The organism is Tsukamurella sp. DT100 (assembly GCF_049844855.1).
GTDB lineage: Bacteria > Actinomycetota > Actinomycetes > Mycobacteriales > Mycobacteriaceae > Tsukamurella.
Genome location: NZ_JBNCLV010000006.1, coordinates 180,124 through 195,800 on the forward strand (window position 1 = coordinate 180,124; position 15,677 = coordinate 195,800).

Sequence of the window (15,677 nt, forward strand, 5' to 3'; positions counted from 1 at the left end):
AAGCGTGTGCATTCTGTGTGTCATGAACACATGGGAGCGGGACTGCGCGCACGCGATCGGTCAGGAAGTACGTCGCCGACGCGGGAAGCGATCTGCACAGTGGCTTGCGGATCGCGTGACCGAAATCGGCGTCAAGATGACCCGACAGTCCATCGCTGATCTCGAGAACGGCCGACGTCGGTACGTCACCACAGGCGAACTTGCTGTGCTTGCCGCCGCTCTCGACACAGCGCCAGCACAGTTGCTCTATCCCGGTCTGCCGACTCGCGATTCCGAAGTGCTGCCCGGGATTACAACATCGAGCGGCGAAGCATTGCTGTGGTTCAACGGCCACTGGAGAATCCCCGTTCCTGGCGGCAATGACACTGCGGCCTACGAAATGCGCGAGACGATGAAGCTGGTGTGGGAGTACATCAACCTCAAGAGGGCGATCCCCGAGCTGCGACTCCAGCGGAGTGTCGAAGCGGCCACCACAGGAGGCCCCGCGGACGACAGCTGGGCGAAGGAGATGCAGGATCGAATCAACGAGATCGCCAAGATCCTCGAGTCGAAACGACTGTCCGGCGATGGGTAGGCCACCGACGCCGCTCGGCACGGCGGGCGAAATCTGGTACGACGAGGACGAAGACGGTGTGACCGCCCGGTGCAAGTACCGCGACGACGCCGGCCGCACCCGGTGGATCAAGCGGCGGCGGAAGTCGAAGACGGCCGCGAGGAACGCGCTCAAGGAGGCCATCCGCGACGCTGAGGAGCAGGCCGGCACCGGACCGATCACTCGAAACACGACGGTGGCCGCTCTCCTAACGGCGTGGCTCGAGCATCACCGCACGACGCCGATGCCGAACGGGCTCATGCGTGCGCCGTCGACCATCGAGTTCTACGAGGCGCCGGCGAAGCGGCTCACGGAGCGCGTCGGGAAGCTGCGGCTGTTCGAAGCGACCACCGCAGTCCTCGAGCAACACCTCGGCGAGGGGACGACGGCGCAGTGGCGCGCCGATCGGAAGACGCTGCGGCTCGCGTTCACGTACGCGGTGCGCATGGGCGCGGTCGCGGTGAACCCGGTCACGGAGACGACGACAGCGCCCGGTCCGACGATGGAACCGCGGGCCCTGACGGCGGCGGACGTGGCCGCGGTGCGCGCGCGGATCGCGGAGTGGCAGGGTGCCTCGAAGTTCGGGCCGAAGCGGATGCCCGATCTCGGGCACATCGTGGACGTCATGCTCGGCACGGGCCTGCGGATCGGCGACGTGCTGAACCTCCGGTGGGCGGACATCGACCTCGATGCGGACCCGCCGACGGTGGCGGCCGCGGTGCAGAAGGCGCGGGGGAAGCGGCTGACGTTCGTGTTGCCGGCGTTCGCGGCGGACGCTCTGCGCGCCCAGCTCGCGCGGGATCTGCCGTCGGATGACGGGATCGTGTTCCCGACGCGCACGGGGACGGTGCAGTCGCGGCGGAACGTGTCGACCCGACTCCGCGAGGCCCTGGCCGCGGACGAGTCGCTGTCGTGGGTCAGCTCGCACAACTTCCGGAAGACGACCGGGACGCTCGTCGAGCGTGCATACGGGATCGAGGCAGCGTCGAAGCAACTGGGCCACTCAGGCGTCGCGGTGACCGAGCGACACTACGTCGAGAGGGCCGCGGTGGCGCCGGATACGCGGGCGGCGCTAGACCAGCTCTCGCGCTGAATCGGTGCCGTTCTGGTGCCCTGATACGAGTCAGGGCCGGAATCCTGTATCGGAAACCGGCCCTGACCTGTACTTTCTGTGCGCCCGAAGGGATTCGAACCCCTGACCTTCTGATCCGTAGTCAGATGCTCTATCCACTGAGCTACGGGCGCATACCCATATTCAATTCTCGCCGGTCCGAAGACCGACGTGGCGGAGGCGAGAGGATTTGAACCTCCGGTCCGGTGTTGGCCGGACAACTCATTAGCAGTGAGTCCCATTCGGCCGCTCTGGCACGCCTCCAAATCGGACGCGATGCGCGAGCGATCCTTACGGGTCACGCGCAACCGCCGAGCAGCTACATTACACAACCTCTCCGCAACCCACAAAACCGCTGGTCATCTTCCGTTCACGTGCGGGGCGCGCGGCGCGGTCAGATCAGCTCGGGCGTGAGCACGTCCTCCCAGGTGAGGTCGATGCGCACGTCGGAGGTGCCGACCATCCGCCGCACGACGTCGGCCGTCAGTGCGCGGAGGCGCTCGCCACCGTCGAACAGCGTGTGGGACCGGCCGTCGGCACCCACCGCGACGAGATGGACGTGCACGGCGGCGAGCGCACCGCCGCTGAGATCGAGCGCGACATCGGCGACGGCTGCGGACTCGGCGGCTGCGGTGTCGGAGAGCGCCGCCGTGATCGCCTTCGAGAGGGCCAGTTCGGTCACCGAGACCCCCTGCCGCACCGTCGGGATCAGGCGGGAGCGCCGGGGCTGCGCGGAGACCTGCTGGGCGACGGCCTCGCGCAGCCGGTCGATCGCGTCCGCACCCCAGCGCGGATCGACCTCGGGCGCCTCGGCATCGGGTGCGGACAGCCCGGCGAGCCGACGCGTCGCGTCGGCAATCCAATCGGTGGCCTGCGCCGGTTCGGCGTCGCCACTCTCCACTCGCCTGAAACTCATCGCTCCCCCAGTGTGACCACGTCCTGTCGGATTGCACAACGGTCCGGCCTCCGTGGGCCGCGTCGGATCGCTCATGGCCAGTACTCCCCCAGCGTCTCCGCGAGCCGCTGCCGGGTCCGCTGGAGGTGGCCGCGCACCGAGCCCTCCGTGGTCCGCAGGACGCCCGCGATCTCGGCGATGGACAGCCCGTCGACCTCGCGGAGCCACCACGCCGCGCGGGCCGGGTACGGCAGGCGCCCCAGCTCCCGGGCGAGCGCGTCGAGGAAGTCCCGGTCGGTCGCCTTCTCGACGGGGCCGGGCTCCCGCGCGACGGCCTCGTCGACGGCCTCCGAATCGACGACGGGCGCGCGGCGACGCAGCACGTCAGCGGTCTTGCGGGCCGCGATCGAGAACAGCCACGTCCGCAGCGTCGAGCGGAAGGCGAAGCTCGGGAGCGCCTTCCACGCGGCGATGAGGGATTCCTGCACGATGTCGTCGCAGTCGCTGCGTTCGGGCATCGTCCGCGCGACGAACCGATGCAGCGCGGGGGCGTGCCGCTGCACGAGCACGTCGAAGGCCGCGGCGTCGCCCCGCTGGGCGCGCCTCGTCAAGGTCTCGTCGGACAGCGACGGCAGCAGCTCCGAGTCGAACAACCACCCTCCAAATGTGAGATGGGTCACAATCGCGTGCCGATCTCCGCGAGCCGGCGACTCACCCAGTGTGCCGGAACGGATCCCGGTACATCAGTCGACACAAGGGAGACCGAACATGACCTCGACCACCACCAAGCCCGCCGCGACCGCCGACGAGTCGAAGGCCGCGAAGCCCGGGACCGCGGTCGCGACGCAGGTCGGGCGCGGCAGCACCAACATCGCCGACGTGGTCGTGTCCAAGATCGCCGGTATCGCGGCCCGCGAGGTCGACGGTGTCTACGACCTCGGCGGCCAGGCCGCCCGCGTGGTCGGCCGCATCCGCGAGACCCTCCCCGGCGCACCGGACCTCACGCAGGGCGTCACCGTCGAGGTCGGCGAGCGACAGGCCGCGGTCGACGTGACGATCGTCGCCGAGTACGGCGTCGCGATCCACGACCTCGCCGCCGGCATCCGCAGCAACGTCATCGACGCCGTCGAGTCCATGACCGGTCTCGAGGTGACCGAGGTCAACGTGACCGTCCACGACGTCCACTTCGCCGATGATGACGATGTCGCCACCGGCGAGACGTCGGCGGAGTCGCGGGTCCAGTGAGCTCCGCACGCGCCGCCCGGGTCGACGGGGTCGTCGCCGCCGTGACGGCGATCGACGGCGTCGTCGGCGTCCACGCGGGCGGGCCCGGCTCCCCCGCCACGCACCTCCCGGGCCGGACGGTGCGCGGCGTCCGGCTCGACGACGACGGAGGACAGGTCTCCGTCGTGCTCGAGTTCCGGCGCGATCTCGACCTCGTCGACCTCGCGGACCGCGTCCGCGCGGCCGCCTCCGACGCCGCGGGGGTCCCCGTGGACGTCGTCGTATCCGACATCGCGGTGTCCGACCAGGGCACCGCAGCACCGAAGGAGTTCACCGCATGACGCCAGGACACTTCACCGTGTGGGGAGGCGTGATCGGCCTGCTCGTGGCGATCGCCGTCGTGGTCGGCGGCCTGGTCGGCTTCCTCCTCGCGATCGTCCTCGGCACTGCCGGGGCGGCCGTGGGCGCGCACTTCGACGGGCTCATCGACCTCACCGCCCTGCGGCGCCGCGACCGGAGCTGACCATGACCACCGAATCGGAGACCCCGGATGCCCCGGGCATCCCCGACGACACCGGCGCCGGGCGTGACGCCGACACCGCGGGCCGCGGCCGCACCGTCATCGACGACCGCGTGCGGCGCCGACTGGTCGAGCACGCCGCGCTCTCGGTGCCCGGCACCGAGCGGGTCCGCGGGCTCACGACGCGGCAGCTGCCCGCGGTGCGCTTCGCCGACCGCGCCCGCAGTGACGTCGACGTGCAGATCGCCGCGCAGTGGCCGCTCGACTCCGCCCGGCTGGTTCCCGCGGTCCGCTCCGCGGTCGACGACGAGCTCGCCCGCAGCCTGGGCACGGCCCCGAAGGAGGTGCACGTGCACATCACCCGGATCAGCGACGAGCGCACCGGGTCTCGCGCCGCACTCGCGCACCACGCCGCCGTCGCCGCGACGGACGACGCGCCCACAGCCCGGGACCTGCGCCGTCACGCGCCGCGCCGCACCGCCGGCGCCAGCATCGCGACGGTGCCCCTGCTGCTCGCCGTCCTCGCGCTCGGCGTGATCGCGGTCCGCGACGCCCTCGTCTCGCTCGGCTGGGTCGCCGGGAGCCGCTGGATCGACGCGGTGCCCCGCATCGCCGACGACGTCCGCTGGTCGTGGTGGGCCTGGCCCGCGACGGTCGGCGCCATCGTGCTCGGCCTGCTGCTGCTGATCGCCGCGCTGAAGCCGCGCCGGCGCAGTCATACCCCCGTCTCCGACGAACTCTGGTTCCACCGGCGGATCGACCCCGACCGCCGCAGCGCCGAGGAGGTGGCCCGATGAAGGGCTCGACCCGCGTCATCGACCGGATCGTCGCCGGTCTCGTCGGGCTGGTGCTGCTCGGCGGTGGCCTGTGGGCGCTCGGCGACCGGCTCGGTCAGCGGACCGCGGCCGACGCCGCCGACCGCGTCTCGGTCCCGACGATCGTGCGGCTGCCCGACCAGCCGTGGTGGCCCGCCGTCACCGGCGCGGCCGGCGCGGTCCTGGTGCTGGTGGCGCTGTGGCTGCTGGTCCGGCACCTGCGCAGCTCCTCCTCGCGCACCGCGCACGTCCCGGGCGACGGCACCGTCGACCTGAGACGGGTCGCGGATGCCGTCGCCGCTGACCTCGGGCGCAGCCCCCTGATCCGGCGCGCCCGCCCGTCGACCGTGATCGAGAAGGGCCGGCCCGTCATCCGGGTGGCGGTCGCGATCTCCCCCGGCGCACCCGTCGACGAGCTCACCGCCCTGGCGGCCGCCGCCCGCAACGACGTGGCCGCCGCGACCGGGCCCGACGTCGCGTTCCAGGTCCTCGTGAACGACCGGCGCGGCGACAGAAGACTTGGGGAACTCCCCCGAGATGAAGATCCAACGACCATCGAGAGGACGTGACCATGGGCATCGCAGACGACGCCAAGAACAAGGCTGAGGACCTCAAGGGGCGCGCCAAGGAGGCCGCGGGCGCGGCCACGGGCGACGACGATCTCAAGGCCGAGGGGCAGGCGGATCAGGGCCTCGCCGCAGCGAAGGAGAAGATCGCCGACGTCGCGGACAAGGTCAGGGAGGGCGTCGACGCCGTCAAGGACAAGCTCTCCGGAAACTGAAACCGCAGGTCCGTCGTGATCGCAATCGATAACCCTGCGCGGTTGTGCCGAGCAGCGCACAATCAAAGCCTCGGGGATCCGCCTCGGGGGAACACATCGGGTGTATCGGAAGGATCACGCATGGGCATCGCAGACGACGCGAAGAACAAGGCCGAGGAGCTCAAGGGCCGCGCCCAGGTGGCCGCCGCGGCCGCCGGCGAGAAGGTCGACCAGGCCACCGCCGCCGCCAAGGAGAAGGCGGGCGAGCTCGGCGACAAGGTCAAGGGCGAGGCTGACTCCCTCAAGGGCAAGCTCTCGGGCAACTGATCCGTTGCACCCACGGCCACCGGGGCCGGTCCACGTGGACCGGCCTCGGTGGCCCCGGGGGCCGAGCCGTCGGTCTACCCTGGCCGAGTGGCCATTGAGAACTCCTCCCGTCCCGCGCCGCTGAGCATCCGCTCCGATCTCGACGCGCTCCCGGCGTACGTCCCGGGGAAGTCCGCGCCGGGCGCGATCAAGCTCGCCTCCAACGAGATCGTCGACGGTCCGCTGCCGTCCGTCGCCGCGGCCCTCGCCGAGGTGCTGCGCAGCGCCAACCGGTACCCCGACAACGGGGCGGTGGCCCTCAAGGCCGAGCTGGCGAAGCTCACCGGCGCCACGGAGGAGCAGCTGCACGCGGGCTGCGGCTCCGTCGCCCTCTGCCAGGACCTGGTCCAGGTCACCTGCCGCCCCGGCGACGAGGTGATCTTCGCGTGGCGCAGCTTCGAGGCCTACCCGATCGTGACCCGCGTCGTCGGCGCGACGCCGGTCCAGGTGCCCCTCACCGCGGACCACGCGCACGACCTCGACGCCATGGCCGCCGCGATCACCGACCGCACGCGCCTGATCTTCGTCTGCAACCCGAACAACCCGACCGGCACGACGGTCTCCGAGGAGGCTCTCGAGGCGTTCCTGCAGAAGGTGCCGCCGCACGTGATCGTCGCCCTCGACGAGGCCTACTACGAGTACCACCGCGCCAACGAGCAGACCGGCGAGCGCATCGACGGCGCCGCCCTGATCACCCGGCACCGCAACGTGATCGCCCTGCGCACCTTCTCCAAGGCCTACGGCCTCGCCGGCCTGCGGGTGGGCTACGCCATCGCCGATCCCGAGCTCATCGCCGCACTCACCAAGGTGCACCTGCCCTTCTCCGTCAGCGTGCCCGCGCAGGCCGCCGCCATCGCCTCGCTGCACGCGAACGACGAGCTGCTGGCCCGCACCGAGACCGTCGTCGCCGAGCGCGCCCGCGTCCGGGACGCGTTGCTGCAGGCCGGTTTCGAGGTCCCGCACACCCAGGCCAATTTCGTCTGGCTCCCGCTGGGCACTGACTCGGTGCGGTTCACCACCGACGCCGCCGAGGCCGGCCTCCTGGTCCGGGGCTTCGACGGTGCCGGCGTCCGCGTCACCGTCACCGTGCCCGAAGAGAACGACGCCTTCCTCGCCTTCGCCACGAAGTGGCAGCGATGACCCTCGGCAAGTACGAGTTCGCCTTCACCGCACACGTTCCCGTCCGCTGGTCGGACATGGATGCGCTGGGCCACGTGAACCACGCGCGGATGGTCACGCTGCTGGAGGAGGCCCGCATCCAGTGGCTGCTCTCCGCCGGCGAGAAGTACGCGCCGCTGATCAAGAGCGCCTTCATCGCGGACGTCGCGATCAAGTACAAGGCGCAGCTGTACCACGAGGATTCGCCGGTGCAGGTCGGCATGTACATCGCGTCGAACCGAAGCGTCGACTTCACCATCGGCTACGAGGTCCGCGCGAAAGACGCCGCGCCGGAGTCGAAGCCGGCGATCCTGGCGACCACGCAGATGGCGGTCGTCGACATCGAGAAGCGCAGCCTGCGGCGTCTCACCGACGAGGAGAAGACCTACCTCGCGTCCTGGTCGCGCGGCTGAGCCGGCGCGGGCTTCCACGCCTTCGGCGCCTCCCCCGGAAGGGCCGTATCCGGTAGCGCCGCACCGGGCCGCGCGCCCGCACCGGCTCCACCCGAATCGGCGCCCGGCCCCGCGCCGGGCAGGGCGCGTCGCGTACCGTCGGGCAGCGCGGGCGGGAGGTCGCCCCGGGCGCCCATGATCTGCCCGGCGACGCGACGCGCACTCTGCGTGGAGATCTCGCGCTCGCCGGAGCGCTGCACCAGCTCGTGGATCTGCTGGTCGATCGACTCGATCGACAGGCGGCGCGGCCGTTTGGAATCGGCGACGTCCACGAGGTCACCCACGCGGGTGAGCGCAGTTACCCGATCGACGAGCTCGTCCCACACCGTGTCGAGCTCGCTCGACCGGGTGCCGTCGGCGAGGCCCGGCGCGTACCGCAGCTGGCCCCAGACGGACTTGAGCTGCACCACGTCGGCGGAGATCTGCACCAGGTCGGTCGGGAGGTCCAGTTGGCCGAGCTGTTCGTCGAACTCGCCGGAGCTCACCGACCGCGAGTAGCTGACCTTGTCGTAGACCAGGCCGGCGACGAAGAGCAGCACGTCGTACCGGTCCTCGAAGACGAGCAGGCCCTCGTCGGGCGCGCCGTGGCCGTCGACCCAGCCCGCGAGCTGCGGGGCGAGCCGCAGGGCCGGCCCGGCCACCCGCGCGACGGTCCGCGCCGCGACCGCGGCGGCCGACGGGGTGACCGGCAGCGGCGTCAGGCACAGTGCGTCGAACAGGGCGTCGCGCTCGTCGAGGTCGAGGTGCAACGCGTCCTTGCGGGCACGCCGCACGGCGCGGACGCCCGCGGCGAAGGAGATGCGGTTGAGGGTGAAGGCGTGCCGGAAGCCGGCGAGCTTGCGGCGGGCGTCGGCGCCGCGGACCGCGTCGGCGGCGGCCTTGGCCTGCTGCAACGGGTTCGGCGGGAGGCCGTCTGCCGAGGGCGGCGGCGCCTCGTGCTCGGCGATCCGGCTGAGCCGGCGCAGCTTGGCGTAGCCGCCGATGTCCGGGAAGGCGCGCTCGGTGTCGAACCGGTTGAGCACCACCTCGCGGGCCGCGGGCTGCAGGTGCCCCGCGGCGATGAGCAGTGCGGCCTCGTCGGAGAGCTCGCGCCGCGGCACGGGGATGGCGCGGGCGTCGCACCAGCGGCGCACCGGCGCCTCGATGTGCACTTCAGGCTCCTGCGCGGACATCCGTCACCCCCTTCTGCGTCGACGTGCGACCTTCATCATCCCCGAAGGGCAGGGCCGCGCGCAGCGCCCACGCGAGCACCACGCTCACGACGGAGGTCGCGAGGAAGGCCACGGCGATGTTCCCGGTGAACGGCCGCCAGCCGAAGACGTCGAGGAGCAGCACGTCCATGACGATGAGGTGCACCAGGAAGTACTCGTAGGAGATCCTGCCCAGCCACACCATCGGGCGGCTGCCGAGCAGCCGGTGGTACGGCGAGCGCGCACCCGGCGCCAGCCCGAGCGGGGCGATCAGCGCGGTCGCGATCAGCAGGTACAGCGCCGACTTCACGAGCGCCTCCACCTGGCTCGCCGGCACCATCGTCGGCGGGCCGCCGATCACCGGCAGGGCGGAGACGACGAACCCCGTGAGGGCGACGGCGAGGCAGGCGGGCGTGGCCCACCGCGGCCACCGTCGGACCAGGGGGACCGCCACCGTCAGGGCCATGCCCCCGACGAACCACCACAGGTAGGCGGGCGGCCACATGCGCGCGGTGCGCTCGATCTCGGGGGCGATCATGATCCACACGGGCGTGATCGCGGCGACGCCGGCGAGGCCCGCCAGCAGCCGCGCGGGCCGCCACCGGTACCGGCACAGGACCGCGGTGAGCGCCCAGCCGATCAGCGGGAGCGCCAGGTAGAAGGCCACCTCCACGGCGAGGCTCCACGCCTGGGTGAGCCCGACCCGCAGGTGCCCGAAGCCGTAGATCTGGGTGAAGGTGAGGTTGCGCAGGAGCCCGTCGATCCCGCCGCCCGACGGGTTCGGCTCGTGCCGGACGAGCCCCAGCGCGTACACCACGACGACGACCGCCCAGTACGCCGGCACCACGCGCCGGAACCGGTGCCAGGCGTACCGCCGCAGGTCGGGCTGGTGCCCGGTGCCGTCCTGCAGCAGCCGCACCCACGGCCGGAACAGCAGGAAACCCGACAGCGCGAAGAAGATGGGGACGCCGATCTCGAACCGCGCCCAGAGGTGGCCGGCGAAGTCGTCGGTGTAGTGCCCCGTCGAGAAGGCGGCGTGCGTCAGGCACACCGTGGCCGCCGCGACGGCACGCAGCCCGGTGAGCGGCGCTACCCGACTCTGCATCCCTTCATTTTGCCCGGTGTCCCCCGGGCCCCGTCCAGCCGCCCGGGCGGCGGTCGCCCGGGCCCGACGGTGCGCGGCTCACGCGACCGGGGCCTCCCGGAAGACGCGACGGTAGCCGAGCGGCGTCATTCCGGTATCGCGCCGCAGGTGAGCCCGCAGGCTGGCGCCGGTGCCGAGCCCGGAATCCCGGGCGACGGCGTCGACCGACAGCTCGCTGGTCTCCAGCAGCTCGCGGGCGCGGTCGAGGCGGCGGCGCAGGATCCACGCCCCCGGCGTCTGCCCCGTCTCCTCGCGGAACCGCCGATTGAAGGTGCGCACCGACATTCCCGCGCGCCGCGCGAGCACCTCGACCGAGAGGTTCTCGTGCAGATTCCGGACGGCCCAGTCCCGCGGTTCGACGGTGCTGCCCGCCCCGCTCACGGGCACGGGGACGTCGACGAACTGCGCCTGCGTCCCCTCGCGGGCGGGCGGCACCACGCAGTGTCGCGCGACCTTGTTGGCGACGGCGGCGCCGTGGTCGCTGCGGATCAGGTGCAGGCACAAGTCGAGGCCGGCGGCGAGCCCGGCGGAGGTGAAGACGTCGCCGTCGTCGGTGAACAGGACGTGGTCGACGAGAGCGACGGCCGGGTAGAGCTTGCGCAGCTGCGCGCCGTACTTCCAGTGCGTGGTCACGCTTCGCCCGTCGAGCAGGCCCGCGGCGGCGAGCACGAAGGCGCCGGTGCAGATGGAGACGATGCGGGTGCCCGGGCGGATGGTGGCCAGGGCGGCGCGGATGTCGTCGGGGAGCGTGCCGTCGAACCGGGGGCCGTTGATCTTCGTACCCGGCACGATCACCGTGTCGGCGAGGGCAAGCGCCTCGGGGCCCGCCTCGGGCGTGATCGCGTAGCCGCCCGTCGCGCGGACGGGGTTCCGGTCGACGCCGCAGGTGATGACGCGATAGAGGGGCCGGTCGGCCTCGTCGGTGGCCTCGGAGAAGCACAGCGGCGGGATCGCGGCGTCGAAGCCGACGATGGGTTCCAGCAGCAGGACGGCGACGGTGTGCATGGCACGATTCTTTCATATCTTGTCATTGATGCCACTGGTTCGGGCTCGTGGAATCCGGGAATCTAGTCCGGTGACTACACCGCTGAGGCGCCTGCGCGCGCCGCACTACGCCTGGATCGTGGCCGGCGTCGCCTTCGTGACGATGCTGGGTGCGGCCGGTTTCCGGTCCGTGCCCGGCGTCATGATGGACCCGCTGCACATGGAGTTCGGCTGGTCGCACGCGACGATCGGCGCCGCGATGTCGGTGAACATGGCGCTGTTCGGGCTCACCGCGCCGTTCTCCGCGGCGCTCATGGACAAGCTGGGTGTGCGACCCGTGGTCATCGGCGCGCTGACGCTCGTCGCCGCGGGCACCGGACTCGCGGTGTTCATGACCGACGCCTGGCAGCTGGTCCTGCTGTGGGGCGTGTTGGTCGGCCTGGGCACCGGCTCGCTGTCGACGGCCTTCGTCGCCACCATCGCGATGCGCTGGTTCGTCGCCCGACGGGGCCTGGTGACCGGCGTCCTCACGGCCGCCAGCGCCACCGGACAGCTGATCTTCCTGCCCGTGGTCGCGGCGCTGTCCGAGGCGCACGGCTGGCGGACGGCGACGCTCGTGGTGACCGCCGTGGCGGTCGCGGTGATCCCCGTCGCCGGGCTGTTCCTCCGGTCGTGGCCGGCGCAGCTGGGCCTGCCGCCCTTCGGCGCCGACGAGGTCGCACCCCCGCCCGCCCCGACGCGCGGCGCGGTGCGCGCGGCCTTCGCGGGCCTGGCGATGGGCGCCCGGCGCCCCGCCTTCTGGCTGCTCGCCGCGAGCTTCGCGATCTGCGGCGCGACGACCAACGGCCTGCTGCAGACGCACTTCATCCCCGCCGCCGGCGATCACGGGATGCCCGCGACCACGGCCGCGTCGCTGCTCGCGGTCATCGGCGTCTTCGACGTGGTCGGCACCATCGCGTCGGGCTGGCTCACCGACCGCGTCGACTCCCGGATCCTGCTGGTGGTCTACTACCTCGGCCGCGGCCTCGCGCTCGCGCTGCTGCCCGCGCTGCTCTCCCCCGGCATCGCGCCCGGTCTGCTGGTCTTCATCCTGTTCTACGGTCTCGACTGGGTCGCGACAGTGCCGCCGACGATGGCGCTGGCCCGCGAGCACTTCGGGGAGTCCACGCCGGTCGTGTTCGGCTGGATCTTCGCCTCGCACCAGCTGGGCGCCGCGGTCGCGGCCTTCGGCGCCGGCTACATCCGCGACGCCTCGGGCGGCTACGACCCGGCCTTCTACACCGCGGGCGCGCTCTGCGTGGGCGCCGCCGCGATGTGCTGGGTGATCCCGCGCGCCCGCGCCCGGGCGGCCGAGCCGGAGCCCGTCGCCGTCTGATCGCCCGACCGCGGCAGCGCCGACGCGCGGCGTGAGAACGCCGGGCCCTGGCGCCCCGGACCGCGGATCCGACCGCGGGATCAGACGGCGGCGTCGGTGAACAGGCGCAGGCCCTCGGCCCGGACCTGCGCCGGATCCGCTGCCGGGACGACGCCCACGAGCCGGACCCCGGCGACCACGCCCGCCGCGGCGGGCCCACCCGCCTCGGGCCGGTCCTCCGGCCAGACCGTGGCCTCACGGACCTCGCGGTAGTCCACGGAGGCGGGGTCGATGTCGAGCTCGCCCGACCGCTCGCGCACGTACGTGCCGGTCTCCTCGAGCAGCACCTCCACGGTGCCGAGCACCGTCGGCGCCGGCCCGGCGTCGTGCCAGCCCAGGCTCACGATGAGGTCGGTGCGGTAGGGATCGGTCACCGAGAAGCCGAGCTGCGCGTACAGGTCGCCGACCCGCACCAGGCCCGTCTCGGGATCCCACTCGAGCACCTCCGGCGCCGGGTAGCCCGGCCGGCGGCTGGGGTGCAGAGTGAGCGAGCCGCGCACGGCCCCACCGACGCGGGGCACCGCGCCGCAGCACTGGTACTCCCAATTCGAGATGTGCACGTACAGCAGCGACACGTCCAGCGACAAAGGAGAATTCACGACTCTGCACCGAGCGTTCGACGACCCGCAGGATCGGTTCCGCGGGGTCCCGGCGACCTCCGCGGCTATCGTAGCCACGCCCTGGGCGGACTGATGCGATTGCACTCGCCGTGGCGCTGAGATGTGCGCTCCAGCGGCGCGAGGCCGGCGTGTCGAGGCGGTCGCGCCGCTCAGGCGCACATCTCAGCGGCCACCTCGGACACGAGCGTCAGCAGAATCCGCACTCACCGTTGGCGGCGAGCTGGGTGAAGCAGTTGGGGCACAGCTTCGCCGGGCGGGGCTCGGGCTTGGCGGGCGACGCCTTGGTCGGCCGCGCCGACGGTGCCTTCGCGGCCCGCGGTGCGGCAGCGGTGCGGGCCTTGACGACGCGGCCGTTCGACGCGGCCTTCGCCGGCTTCACCTTGGCGACCCGCGCCGCGGCGACCCGACGGGCCTCCTCCAGCTTGGGGGTGAGCTGCGGCGCCGCGCCGGCGGGCATCGTCGCTCCGAAGTGCAGGTAGCAGGCGAAGCGCGCCGCGGCCGCGTGCTGATCGAGGTTCTCGGGAACGGGCAGCCCCGCCGCAGCGACGGCGTAGGCGTAGCCCTCGCCGACGGTCTGGTCGTGCGCGACCATCAGCGCGACGAGGGGCGGCTCCCCGGCGGCCTCGCAGCGGTCGGTCACGCGGCGCTGCAGCGCCGCCACCCAGAGGCGCACGGGGGCGCGGGTGGCGATGCCGGCGTCGGCCTGCGCGCGGGCGGCGAGCTCGGCGAAGGAGATGAACGATCCGTACCGTCCGGCCAGCTCGACGAGGGCGGCGTGGGCAGTCTCCGCCCACAGATCCAGCGCCTCGGAGAAGGGCACGGACAGTTCGTTGGCGGTGCGCCACGCTTCGAGGTCGGTCGGGTCTTCGGGGACTGCAGCACCGGCTTCACTCACCGACTCATTTTACGGCGATCCATGGGGTGCAACGCAAACCGTCGACCTCGACGTGAACTCGGCCACACCCTGCGCCCGTCGCGACCAAGGCGGCACGGGGTTTGTTGGAGGTTCGGACAAGTCATCCGCGCGCCCGCGCCGATACCGTGGTCGGATGCCGAATGAAACCGCCACCGCCCCGCTGACCCCCGAAGAGATCAGCGCGCGCACCGCGAGCGCTGTCGGCCACCACTACGTGCACCGCGACACCTACCTCGTGGGCCGCGAGAAGATCCGCGAGTACGCACTCGCCTCCCAGTTCTCCGACCCGGTGCACTTCGACGTCGAGGCGGCGCGTGCCGCCGGCTACACCGACCTGGTCGCGCCGCCGATGCTCGTGAGCGTCGCGGGCATCGTCTCCAACCGCCCGCTCTTCGACGACTCCGTGATCGGTTACGGCGCCAGCCAGCTGATCCAGGCCGACGAGTCGATGACCTACCACCGGCCCGTGGTCGCGGGTGATGAGTTGACCATCCATGTGTACGTCGACAAGCACCGCCGCGTCGGCGGGTACGACATGGTGACGCTCCGGAACGAGATGTACGCGCAGGACGGCGAGCACCTGGTCTCGCTCTCCACCACGCTCATCGGTGGTTCGCCCGACGGCGACGAGGCCGGGGACTTCAGCGAGGCCGCGAAGAGCGTCGTGATGCACGGCGTCGTCATCGCCTGACCGCGCCGACGCTGCCGGGCCGTCACCGCGCGAACTGCATCACCACGTCGTAGCCGAGCTTGCAGATGAACGCCGAGACCACGACGAGGAAGACCACCTTGACGAAGCCACTGCCCTTCGCGACGGCGGTCCGCGCCCCGAGGTAGCCGCCCGCGACGTTGGCGCACGCCATGGCGACGCCGAGCTTCCAGTAACCCGCGCCCTGGGGCAGGAAGACCACGAGCGAAGCGAGGTTGGTCGCGAAGTTGGCGACCTTCGCCTTCGCCGAGGCCTCCAGGAAGGCGTAGCCCATGAGGCCGACCATCGCGAAAACGAGGAACGATCCGGTGCCCGGGCCGAGCGCACCGTCGTAGACGCCGATCGCGAACCCGGCCAGCCCTGCCGTCACGAGATGACGATGCCCGCGGTACCGCAGGTCCGTCTCGTCGCCGAGGTCGGGCTGGCGCAGCGTGTAGACGAAGACCGCGATGAGCGCGGCCAGGATGATCGGGTTGAACGCCGACCGCGGGATGTGCGAGGCGATGAGCGAGCCCGCGATCGCGCCGGCGAACGCGGGTACCGCCAGCGCGACGGCGGTCCGCCAGTCCGGCCGCACGCGCCGCCAGTAGGTGATGCTGCTCGTCGTCGTGCCCGCGATCGAGGCCATCTTGTTCGTCGCGAGCAGATGGATCGGCGCGGCCGTCGGGAAGGCGATGAGCAGCGCGGGGAGCTGGATCAGCCCGCCCCCGCCCACGACGGAGTCCACCCAGCCCGCGGCGAGGGCCGCGAACAGGAGCAGGATCAGCGTCGTCGTGGTGATGTCGGGCACCGGTCGATCGTGCTGTA

At 71.9% G+C, this 15,677-nt stretch carries 21 protein-coding genes and 2 tRNA genes; 13 read left to right on the forward strand and 10 right to left on the reverse strand.

The window, feature by feature from the left end; translation table 11 throughout:
* Positions 1 to 22 precede the first annotated feature (22 nt).
* Both ACLQ3K_RS16190 and ACLQ3K_RS16195 read left to right on the forward strand, forming a co-directional pair.
* On the forward strand, positions 23 to 574 hold the full coding sequence (locus tag ACLQ3K_RS16190; RefSeq protein WP_426000741.1) for a helix-turn-helix domain-containing protein: 552 nt from the start codon (positions 23 to 25) through the stop codon (positions 572 to 574).
* Positions 567 to 1,685 carry a tyrosine-type recombinase/integrase gene (locus ACLQ3K_RS16195; RefSeq protein ID WP_426000743.1) on the forward strand — a complete coding sequence of 373 codons (1,119 nt, stop codon included), beginning with the start codon at positions 567 to 569 and terminating at the stop codon, positions 1,683 to 1,685. Before ACLQ3K_RS16190 ends, ACLQ3K_RS16195 begins: the two co-directional genes overlap by 8 nt.
* A gap of 79 nt (positions 1,686 to 1,764) precedes the next feature.
* Here ACLQ3K_RS16195 and ACLQ3K_RS16200 read toward each other — a convergent pair.
* The 4 genes from ACLQ3K_RS16200 to ACLQ3K_RS16215 form a co-directional block, all read right to left on the reverse strand.
* A tRNA-Arg gene (locus ACLQ3K_RS16200) sits at positions 1,765 to 1,837 on the reverse strand.
* 38 nt (positions 1,838 to 1,875) lie between these two features.
* Positions 1,876 to 1,967, reverse strand: a tRNA-Ser gene (locus ACLQ3K_RS16205).
* Between the two features lie 130 nt (positions 1,968 to 2,097).
* On the reverse strand, positions 2,098 to 2,619 hold the full coding sequence (locus ACLQ3K_RS16210; RefSeq protein ID WP_426000745.1) for a hypothetical protein: 522 nt from the start codon (positions 2,617 to 2,619) through the stop codon (positions 2,098 to 2,100).
* Between the two features lie 71 nt (positions 2,620 to 2,690).
* On the reverse strand, positions 2,691 to 3,251 hold the full coding sequence (locus ACLQ3K_RS16215) for an RNA polymerase sigma factor (RefSeq protein WP_224647766.1): 561 nt from the start codon (positions 3,249 to 3,251) through the stop codon (positions 2,691 to 2,693).
* 115 nt (positions 3,252 to 3,366) lie between these two features.
* Here ACLQ3K_RS16215 and ACLQ3K_RS16220 point away from each other — a divergent pair, with 115 nt between their 5' ends.
* From ACLQ3K_RS16220 to ACLQ3K_RS16260, 9 genes are all read left to right on the forward strand, one after another.
* Complete coding sequence (locus ACLQ3K_RS16220) at positions 3,367 to 3,843, forward strand: Asp23/Gls24 family envelope stress response protein (RefSeq protein WP_426000747.1); 477 nt, start codon at positions 3,367 to 3,369, stop codon at positions 3,841 to 3,843.
* A complete protein-coding gene (locus ACLQ3K_RS16225) occupies positions 3,840 to 4,163 on the forward strand; it encodes a hypothetical protein (RefSeq protein ID WP_426000749.1) in 324 nt (107 codons plus the stop codon). The genes ACLQ3K_RS16220 and ACLQ3K_RS16225 overlap by 4 nt, the downstream gene beginning before the upstream one ends.
* Entirely contained in the window at positions 4,160 to 4,345 is a 186-nt protein-coding gene (locus ACLQ3K_RS16230; RefSeq protein ID WP_426000751.1) for a DUF2273 domain-containing protein, read from the forward strand. The genes ACLQ3K_RS16225 and ACLQ3K_RS16230 overlap by 4 nt, the downstream gene beginning before the upstream one ends.
* Positions 4,346 to 4,347: 2 nt before the next feature.
* The gene (locus tag ACLQ3K_RS16235; protein ID WP_426000752.1) at positions 4,348 to 5,139 is read left to right on the forward strand and encodes a hypothetical protein; all 792 of its coding nucleotides are present in this window, start codon (positions 4,348 to 4,350) and stop codon (positions 5,137 to 5,139) included.
* Positions 5,136 to 5,726 (forward strand): alkaline shock response membrane anchor protein AmaP, encoded by a 591-nt coding sequence (locus tag ACLQ3K_RS16240; RefSeq protein WP_426000754.1) that lies wholly within the window; start codon positions 5,136 to 5,138, stop codon positions 5,724 to 5,726. Before ACLQ3K_RS16235 ends, ACLQ3K_RS16240 begins: the two co-directional genes overlap by 4 nt.
* 2 nt (positions 5,727 to 5,728) lie before the next feature.
* Positions 5,729 to 5,938 (forward strand): CsbD family protein, encoded by a 210-nt coding sequence (locus ACLQ3K_RS16245; RefSeq protein WP_426000756.1) that lies wholly within the window; start codon positions 5,729 to 5,731, stop codon positions 5,936 to 5,938.
* Between the two features lie 120 nt (positions 5,939 to 6,058).
* Positions 6,059 to 6,244 carry a CsbD family protein gene (locus ACLQ3K_RS16250; protein WP_426000758.1) on the forward strand — a complete coding sequence of 62 codons (186 nt, stop codon included), beginning with the start codon at positions 6,059 to 6,061 and terminating at the stop codon, positions 6,242 to 6,244.
* Positions 6,245 to 6,364: 120 nt separating this feature from the next.
* Positions 6,365 to 7,423, forward strand: a complete 1,059-nt coding sequence (gene hisC, locus ACLQ3K_RS16255) for a histidinol-phosphate transaminase (RefSeq protein ID WP_426000885.1) — start codon at positions 6,365 to 6,367, stop codon at positions 7,421 to 7,423.
* A complete protein-coding gene (locus ACLQ3K_RS16260) occupies positions 7,420 to 7,854 on the forward strand; it encodes an acyl-CoA thioesterase (protein ID WP_082809595.1) in 435 nt (144 codons plus the stop codon). The genes hisC and ACLQ3K_RS16260 overlap by 4 nt, the downstream gene beginning before the upstream one ends.
* On the opposite strand, the gene ACLQ3K_RS16265 is transcribed toward ACLQ3K_RS16260, so the two are convergent.
* The 3 genes from ACLQ3K_RS16265 to ACLQ3K_RS16275 all read right to left on the reverse strand — a co-directional run bounded on the left by ACLQ3K_RS16265 (position 7,827) and on the right by ACLQ3K_RS16275 (position 11,232).
* A complete protein-coding gene (locus ACLQ3K_RS16265) occupies positions 7,827 to 9,065 on the reverse strand; it encodes a hypothetical protein (RefSeq protein WP_426000760.1) in 1,239 nt (412 codons plus the stop codon). The two genes, ACLQ3K_RS16260 and ACLQ3K_RS16265, sit on opposite strands and share 28 nt — an antisense overlap.
* The gene (locus tag ACLQ3K_RS16270) at positions 9,046 to 10,188 is read right to left on the reverse strand and encodes an acyltransferase family protein (protein WP_426000762.1); all 1,143 of its coding nucleotides are present in this window, start codon (positions 10,186 to 10,188) and stop codon (positions 9,046 to 9,048) included. Before ACLQ3K_RS16270 ends, ACLQ3K_RS16265 begins: the two co-directional genes overlap by 20 nt.
* 78 nt (positions 10,189 to 10,266) lie before the next feature.
* Positions 10,267 to 11,232: a GlxA family transcriptional regulator gene (locus ACLQ3K_RS16275; RefSeq protein WP_426000764.1), complete on the reverse strand. Its 966-nt coding sequence runs from the start codon at positions 11,230 to 11,232 to the stop codon at positions 10,267 to 10,269.
* Between the two features lie 28 nt (positions 11,233 to 11,260).
* Between ACLQ3K_RS16275 and ACLQ3K_RS16280 the strand changes: the two genes are divergently transcribed.
* Complete coding sequence (locus tag ACLQ3K_RS16280) at positions 11,261 to 12,586, forward strand: MFS transporter (RefSeq protein ID WP_426000766.1); 1,326 nt, start codon at positions 11,261 to 11,263, stop codon at positions 12,584 to 12,586.
* Positions 12,587 to 12,666: 80 nt separating this feature from the next.
* On the opposite strand, the gene ACLQ3K_RS16285 is transcribed toward ACLQ3K_RS16280, so the two are convergent.
* On the reverse strand, positions 12,667 to 13,224 hold the full coding sequence (locus tag ACLQ3K_RS16285; protein WP_426000768.1) for a DUF6578 domain-containing protein: 558 nt from the start codon (positions 13,222 to 13,224) through the stop codon (positions 12,667 to 12,669).
* 208 nt (positions 13,225 to 13,432) lie between these two features.
* Complete coding sequence (locus ACLQ3K_RS16290) at positions 13,433 to 14,140, reverse strand: hypothetical protein (protein WP_426000770.1); 708 nt, start codon at positions 14,138 to 14,140, stop codon at positions 13,433 to 13,435.
* Between the two features lie 154 nt (positions 14,141 to 14,294).
* Between ACLQ3K_RS16290 and ACLQ3K_RS16295 the strand changes: the two genes are divergently transcribed.
* Complete coding sequence (locus tag ACLQ3K_RS16295; protein ID WP_426000772.1) at positions 14,295 to 14,852, forward strand: FAS1-like dehydratase domain-containing protein; 558 nt, start codon at positions 14,295 to 14,297, stop codon at positions 14,850 to 14,852.
* Between the two features lie 22 nt (positions 14,853 to 14,874).
* Here the strand turns inward: ACLQ3K_RS16295 and ACLQ3K_RS16300 are convergent, their stop codons facing one another.
* A complete protein-coding gene (locus tag ACLQ3K_RS16300; protein ID WP_426000774.1) occupies positions 14,875 to 15,660 on the reverse strand; it encodes a sulfite exporter TauE/SafE family protein in 786 nt (261 codons plus the stop codon).
* Positions 15,661 to 15,677 lie beyond the last annotated feature (17 nt).

Bases quoted from the DNA above. Each gene is read 5' to 3' on its own strand.
- ACLQ3K_RS16190 (WP_426000741.1), top strand. From the start codon at position 23: ATGAACACATGGGAGCGGGACTGCGCGCACGCGATCGGTCAGGAAGTA.
- ACLQ3K_RS16195 (WP_426000743.1), top strand. From the start codon at position 567: ATGGGTAGGCCACCGACGCCGCTCGGCACGGCGGGCGAAATCTGGTAC.
- ACLQ3K_RS16210 (WP_426000745.1), bottom strand. From the start codon at position 2,619: ATGAGTTTCAGGCGAGTGGAGAGTGGCGACGCCGAACCGGCGCAGGCC.
- ACLQ3K_RS16220 (WP_426000747.1), top strand. From the start codon at position 3,367: ATGACCTCGACCACCACCAAGCCCGCCGCGACCGCCGACGAGTCGAAG.
- ACLQ3K_RS16230 (WP_426000751.1), top strand. From the start codon at position 4,160: ATGACGCCAGGACACTTCACCGTGTGGGGAGGCGTGATCGGCCTGCTC.
- ACLQ3K_RS16235 (WP_426000752.1), top strand. From the start codon at position 4,348: ATGACCACCGAATCGGAGACCCCGGATGCCCCGGGCATCCCCGACGAC.
- ACLQ3K_RS16240 (WP_426000754.1), top strand. From the start codon at position 5,136: ATGAAGGGCTCGACCCGCGTCATCGACCGGATCGTCGCCGGTCTCGTC.
- ACLQ3K_RS16245 (WP_426000756.1), top strand. From the start codon at position 5,729: ATGGGCATCGCAGACGACGCCAAGAACAAGGCTGAGGACCTCAAGGGG.
- ACLQ3K_RS16250 (WP_426000758.1), top strand. From the start codon at position 6,059: ATGGGCATCGCAGACGACGCGAAGAACAAGGCCGAGGAGCTCAAGGGC.
- ACLQ3K_RS16260 (WP_082809595.1), top strand. From the start codon at position 7,420: ATGACCCTCGGCAAGTACGAGTTCGCCTTCACCGCACACGTTCCCGTC.
- ACLQ3K_RS16265 (WP_426000760.1), bottom strand. From the start codon at position 9,065: ATGTCCGCGCAGGAGCCTGAAGTGCACATCGAGGCGCCGGTGCGCCGC.
- ACLQ3K_RS16270 (WP_426000762.1), bottom strand. From the start codon at position 10,188: ATGCAGAGTCGGGTAGCGCCGCTCACCGGGCTGCGTGCCGTCGCGGCG.
- ACLQ3K_RS16275 (WP_426000764.1), bottom strand. From the start codon at position 11,232: ATGCACACCGTCGCCGTCCTGCTGCTGGAACCCATCGTCGGCTTCGAC.
- ACLQ3K_RS16280 (WP_426000766.1), top strand. From the start codon at position 11,261: ATGCCACTGGTTCGGGCTCGTGGAATCCGGGAATCTAGTCCGGTGACT.
- ACLQ3K_RS16295 (WP_426000772.1), top strand. From the start codon at position 14,295: ATGCCGAATGAAACCGCCACCGCCCCGCTGACCCCCGAAGAGATCAGC.